Annotated in this window: 5 protein-coding genes; 3 read left to right on the forward strand and 2 right to left on the reverse strand. The window is 56.4% G+C overall.

All coding sequences use genetic code 11. The features are described from left to right. Nucleotides 1-27: 27 nt before the first annotated feature. Nucleotides 28-1,035: an aspartate-semialdehyde dehydrogenase gene (locus QVP67_RS01865; RefSeq protein ID WP_022161865.1), complete on the reverse strand. Its 1,008-nt coding sequence runs from the start codon at nt 1,033-1,035 to the stop codon at nt 28-30. A 135-nt stretch (nt 1,036-1,170) separates the two neighbouring features. On the opposite strand from QVP67_RS01865, the gene QVP67_RS01870 reads away from it, so the two are divergent. From QVP67_RS01870 to QVP67_RS01880, 3 genes are all read left to right on the forward strand, one after another. Further along, nucleotides 1,171-3,306 carry a cation:proton antiporter gene (locus QVP67_RS01870; protein ID WP_022161866.1) on the forward strand — a complete coding sequence of 712 codons (2,136 nt, stop codon included), beginning with the start codon at nt 1,171-1,173 and terminating at the stop codon, nt 3,304-3,306. 8 nt (nt 3,307-3,314) lie between these two features. Beyond that, nucleotides 3,315-4,064: a tRNA threonylcarbamoyladenosine dehydratase gene (locus QVP67_RS01875; RefSeq protein WP_288179791.1), complete on the forward strand. Its 750-nt coding sequence runs from the start codon at nt 3,315-3,317 to the stop codon at nt 4,062-4,064. 103 nt (nt 4,065-4,167) lie between these two features. Then, nucleotides 4,168-4,833 carry an ABC transporter ATP-binding protein gene (locus QVP67_RS01880; RefSeq protein WP_022161868.1) on the forward strand — a complete coding sequence of 222 codons (666 nt, stop codon included), beginning with the start codon at nt 4,168-4,170 and terminating at the stop codon, nt 4,831-4,833. Nucleotides 4,834-4,932: 99 nt separating this feature from the next. Here QVP67_RS01880 and QVP67_RS01885 read toward each other — a convergent pair. Then, nucleotides 4,933-5,982: ATP-binding protein (locus QVP67_RS01885; RefSeq protein ID WP_288179792.1), on the reverse strand; the 1,050-nt coding region annotated here is incomplete at its 5' end.

Below are 5,982 nucleotides of genomic sequence, written 5' to 3' on the forward strand. Positions count from 1 at the left end.
CGGTATGTGTGTGCGTGTGCGATTCGTTTAGAGGGCGTTCTCCTTGATGAGCCATTCGGCTATCTGAACAGCGTTCAGGGCGGCTCCCTTCTTGATCTGGTCGCCTACGATCCAGAACGTCAGTCCGCAGTCGTTGGTCAGGTCCTTGCGGATGCGGCCTACGTATACGGGGTCTTTGCCTGCCAGGAAGAGGGGCATGGGGTATTCCTTCTCGGCGGGGTTGTCCATCAGCACCAGTCCTTCGCCCTTGCTGAAGGCTTCGCGGGCTTCTTCGACGGAGATGGGGCGTTCGGTCTCTACCCAGATGCTCTCGGAGTGAGAACGGAGGGCGGGTACGCGTACGCAGGTGGCGCTGACTTTGACGTCGGAGTGCATGATTTTGCGTGTCTCGTTGTACATCTTCATCTCTTCCTTCGTATAGCCGTTTTCAGTGAACACGTCGATCTGCGGGATGAGGTTGAAGGCAAGCTGGTAGGCGAACTTCTCGACGGTGACGGGCTCTCCGGCCAGTACCTGACGGTATTGTGTGTACAGTTCGTCCATGGCGGCTGCTCCGGCGCCGCTGGCTGCCTGGTAGGTAGACACGTGTACGGTCTTTATGTGTGATAGCTGTTCGATGGCTTTCAGTGCAACGACCATCTGGATGGTGGTGCAGTTGGGGTTGGCGATGATGCCGCGCGGACGGTCTTTGGCGTCGGCGGGGTTTACTTCGGGCACTACGAGGGGCACGTCGGCATCCATACGGAAGGCGCTTGAGTTGTCTATCATCACGGCTCCGTACTTGGTGATGGTTTCGGCGAATTCTTTGGAGGTGCCTGCGCCTGCGGAAGTGAACGCGATGTCCACACCTTTAAAGTCATCGTTGTGTTGCAAGAGTTTGACCTCGATCTGTTTACCGCGGAAGGTGTATTTCGTACCTGCACTGCGTTTCGATCCGAACAGCACTAACTCGTCCAGCGGGAAATTTCTTTCATCGAGCACCCGCAGGAATTCTTGTCCTACGGCTCCGCTTGCTCCAACAATAGCTACTTTCATTTTTCTTTTCTTTTTAATTAATGGGTTAAAAATTGAGCTTTTCGGCCGCAAATTTACTACAAAATGCAGTACGGCATCACACTAAATGAAAACTTTTTTGTTATTTTGCACATGAAAACCTAATATGTGATGCGTATGGATTGGCTCAACTTCAGTTTGGAACTACCTATAACCGACCCCACGTGGATATTTCTGCTGGTGCTGCTTATCATCCTGTTTGCCCCCATGCTGCTCAGCAAGCTGCGCATTCCGCACATCATCGGCATGATTCTGGCGGGGCTGGTCATCGGCGAGCACGGGTTCAACATCCTGGCGCGCGACAGCAGTTTTGAACTTTTCGGCAAGGTGGGCCTGTACTACATCATGTTTCTGGCCGGACTGGAAATGAACATGAGCGACTTCAAGCAGAACCGCAACAAGGCGCTCGTGCTGGGTCTGCTGGCTTTTGTGGTGCCTATCGTCATCGGTTTTGTGGCCAATGTCGCGCTGCTGAAGTATGGTGTGCTGACTTCGGTTCTGCTGGCCAGTATGTATGCGTCGCATACGCTGGTGGCCTATCCCATTGTGATTCGTTACGGCGTGTCGCGCCACCGCAGTGTCAGCATCGCTGTGGGCGGAACGGCTGTCACCGACACCCTGACGCTGCTTGTGCTGGCCGTTGTGGGCGGCATGTTCAAGGGCGAGTCGGACGGACTGTTCTGGCTGTGGCTGGTGGTGAAGGTCATCATTCTGGGTGCGTTTATCATGTGGTCGTTCCCCCGCCTGGGGCGCTGGTTCTTCCGCCGCTACGACGACAACGTGATGCAGTTCATCTTCGTCCTTGCCTTGGTGTTTCTGGGTGCGGGACTGATGGAGTTCGTGGGCATGGAAGGCATCCTCGGCGCATTCCTCGCCGGACTGGTGCTGAACCGCCTCATTCCCCACGTGTCGCCGCTGATGAATCACCTGGAGTTTGTGGGCAATGCCTTGTTTATTCCCTACTTCCTGATAGGCGTCGGCATGCTGATAGATGTCAACGTGCTGTTTGGTCACGTCAATTCGCTGAAGGTGGCGGGCGTGATGATTGTCATGGCCCTGCTGGGCAAGTGGATAGCCTGCTGGCTTACGCAGAAAGCCTATCGGATGACCTCGCTCGAACGCGAACTGATGTACGGCCTTAGTACGGCGCAGGCCGCTGCCACGCTGGCTGCCGTGCTGGTGGGTTACAACATCATCTTGCCCAATGGCGAACGTCTGCTGAACGACGACGTGCTGAACGGCACCATCCTGCTGATTCTGGTCACCTGCATTGTCAGTTCGTTCGTCACCGAGCGTGCCGCGCGCACCGTAGCCATGGATGAAGCCCATCCCGAAGAAGACCGTTCGCGCGAGCCCGAGAAGATTCTTATCCCGATTGCCAATCCCGATACGATAGAAGACCTTATCAACCTGTCTCTGGTGATACGCGACCCCAAGCAGAAAGACAACCTGCTGGCCTTGAACGTAGTAAACGACAGCAACAGCCCTAACGGCTCTGATGTGCGTGGCAAGCGCTATCTGGAGAAAGCCGCCATGATTACTGCTTCGGCCGATGTGCGCCTGAAGCAAATCAGCCGCTACGACCTGAACATTGCCGCGGGCATCATCCATACGGCGAAGGAGCACGGAGTGACCGACGTTGTCATCGGTTTGCACCGCAAGATGACCATCGTAGACTCCTTCTTCGGTATGCTGACTGAAAGTCTGCTCAAGGGACTGAACCGCGAAGTGATGGTGGCCAAGTTCCTGATCCCCATCAACACACTGCGCCGCATCATTGTGGCCGTGCCGCCCAAAGCCGAATACGAGGCGGGCTTCCAGAAGTGGGTAGAACACTTCTGCCGCATGGGCAACACGCTGGGCTGCCGCGTCCACTTCTTCTCGAACGAAGAGACAGCCGTACCCCTGCAAGCCCTCATCAAGAAGAAATACAGCCAGACGCTGACCGACTACTCCCTGCTGGACGACTGGGAAGACCTGCTGATACTGACCGGACAAGTGAACTACGACCACCTGCTGGTCATCATCAGTGCCCGCCGCGGCTCCATCTCGTACGACAGCTCGTTCGAGAAACTGCCCGGACAGCTGAGCCGCTACTTTGCCAACAACAGCCTGATTGTGCTCTACCCCGACCAGTTGGGCGAACCGCAGGATGTACTCTCCTTCTCGAACCCGCGCGGCAACAACGACCCGCAGCACTACGAGAAAGTAGGTCGCTGGTTCTATCGATGGTTTAAAAAGAACAATGCCTAATGACTGACATGAATATACCGAACGCTGCCTCTGCCGGCGGCACTCCGTGCCCCGACTGGCAACAGCGCACCCAACTGCTGCTGGGCGAGGAGAAAAGACAGCGACTGGCTCGTGCCCACGTACTGGTAGTAGGACTGGGAGGTGTGGGCGCCTATGCCGCCGAGATGATTTGCCGTGCCGGCGTGGGCCGCATGACGATTGTCGATGCCGACACCGTACAGCCCACCAACATCAACCGCCAGCTGCCTGCGCTGCACTCCACCGTGGGCCTGCCGAAAGCCGAAGTGCTGGCTGCCCGCTTCCGCGACATCAACCCCGATGTGCAGCTCAACGTGCTGCCCGTCTTCCTGAAGGACGAGAACATCCCCGCGCTGCTCGACGCTGACCGCTACGACTTTGTGGTCGATGCCATCGACACGCTGGCCCCCAAGTGCCACCTGATAGCCGAAGCCCTGAGGCGGCGCATCAAGATTGTATCGAGCATGGGGGCAGGCGCCAAGAGCGACATCACGCAGGTGCGCTTTGCCGACATCTGGGACACCTACCACTGCGGACTGAGCAAGGCCGTGCGCAAGCGCCTGCAAAAGATGGGCATCCGCCATAAGTTGCCCGTCGTGTTCAGCACCGAGCAGGCCGACCCGAACGCCGTCCTCCTGACCGACGACGAGCAGAACAAGAAGTCTACCTGCGGCACGGTGAGCTATATGCCCGCCGTCTTCGGCTGCTATCTGGCCGAGTACGTCATCAGGAGACTCTGAGTGAATTGATAATGAAAAATGAATAATGAAAAGGCAGGGCCTGCGGAGGCTTGTACAGCCGGCTGCGTCCTGCCAACTGCTGACCCGCATAAATCCATAACGAATGATTCAACTCGAAAACATAACCAAGAGTTTCGGCTCCCTCCAGGTACTCAGGGGCATCGACCTGCAGATAGAGAAAGGCGAAGTAGTAAGCATCGTAGGCCCCAGCGGTGCCGGAAAGACCACCTTGTTGCAAATCATGGGTACACTCGATGCGCCCGACACGGGTATGGTACGCATCGACGGCACCGAAGTAGGCCGCATGAAGGAGAAAGAACTTTCTGCCTTCCGCAACCGCCGCATCGGCTTCGTCTTCCAGTTCCACCAGCTGTTGCCCGAGTTCACGGCGTTGGAGAACGTCATGATACCCGCCCTGATAGCCGGTTTGGGGCGCCGCGAAGCCCAGTCGTCCGCCCTCGAAATGCTGAATCTGCTGGGATTGGCCGACCGTGCCTCGCATAAGCCCAGCGAACTGTCCGGCGGCGAGAAACAGCGCGTGGCCGTGGCCCGTGCCCTTATCAACCATCCCGCCGTAGTGTTGGCCGACGAGCCTTCGGGCAGCCTCGACACACACAACAAGGCCGAACTTCACCAACTTTTCTTCGATCTGCGCGACCGCCTGGGGCAGACGTTTGTTATCGTGACTCACGACGAAAGCCTGGCCCGCATTACCGACCGCACGATTCATCTGAAGGATGGGGCGGTGGTGCAAGAGGGTGACTTCTAACAAAAGATGGGCGGACATACCGCTATCCTCAGGTGCGGATGATGTGGACATACACGGATTGCCGTCGGATAGTGGTGCGAATGCCCCGGATGTCCCAACTCAGTAATTCAGTCCGAAAGCCCACAGGGGGATGACGTTGGCGTAGCCGGTCTCGATGTCGTCTTTTACGATGTAGCCTTCGCGGACGTTTTCTATTTGTTTCTGCCCTTTCTTGCGGCCGCCTATCTCGAAGGTTTTCCCGTCGATCTCGAAGTCGGACGCGGGCGAACTGACCACATCGTTCATCACCCGCATCTGATTCATGAAGAAGGTTTCGCGGATGTTGCCGATTTCGGCAGCGTCGGGGGCCAATGCGTAGATCAGGTTGGTGTTGTCCAAGTAGAGCTTTTCGGTTTTGCCCAGTCCGCGGATACCGCCTGTGGCGTCGCGCAGTTGGGCTATCATACCGGCTTTTTCCATATAAATCAGATAACTCGGGATGTCGTTCCGGCTGATACCAGTAGCTTCGGCCAGTTTTTGTATGACCGGTTTGAAGGGCACACTCCGTGCCACTACCATCAGCAGACTTTTCAGTTTCCGCCCCAGCGAGATGTTGGCCTGGATGTGCTGGGGAATGTCTACTTCCATTGTCTGGTTGATGACTTGCAGCAATTCCATTTCAAATTCCTCGTCTTTGCCGAAGGGATAGTAACCCATGCGTAAGTAGTGCTGGAACAGTGGCAGCGGATGGTCGGCCTGGGCGATGACGGCTTTGTGAGCCAGTATGTCGTCGAGGCTGTAGGCAGGCACTTCGATGCCGTGAAACAGTTGCAGGTATTCGCGAAACGACAGCCCCTGCATGTGGTAGATGGGGACGCGACGGCTAAGGTCGGCCATTCCTTTGTAGATGTCGAGGATGGAGGAGCCTGATATGACGACCTGCAACTCGTCGTAGCTGTCGTAGATTTGTTTCAGTTCCCTCGACCATCCATCGTATTTGTGTATCTCGTCGATGAAGAGATGCTTTCCGCCCATCTTGACGAAGCGGTCGGCCAGTTCCACTAAGCTGTGCTGTGAGAAGTACAGATGGTCGGCCGAGACATACAGCGTATCCGCCGTGTCGAGATTCAGCCTGATGTATTGCAGCAGCAGGGTCGATTTCCCTACACC

It is taken from the genome of Bacteroides sp. CAG:633 (genome assembly GCF_000435115.1).
GTDB classification, from domain to species: Bacteria; Bacteroidota; Bacteroidia; order Bacteroidales; family Bacteroidaceae; genus Bacteroides; species Bacteroides ndongoniae.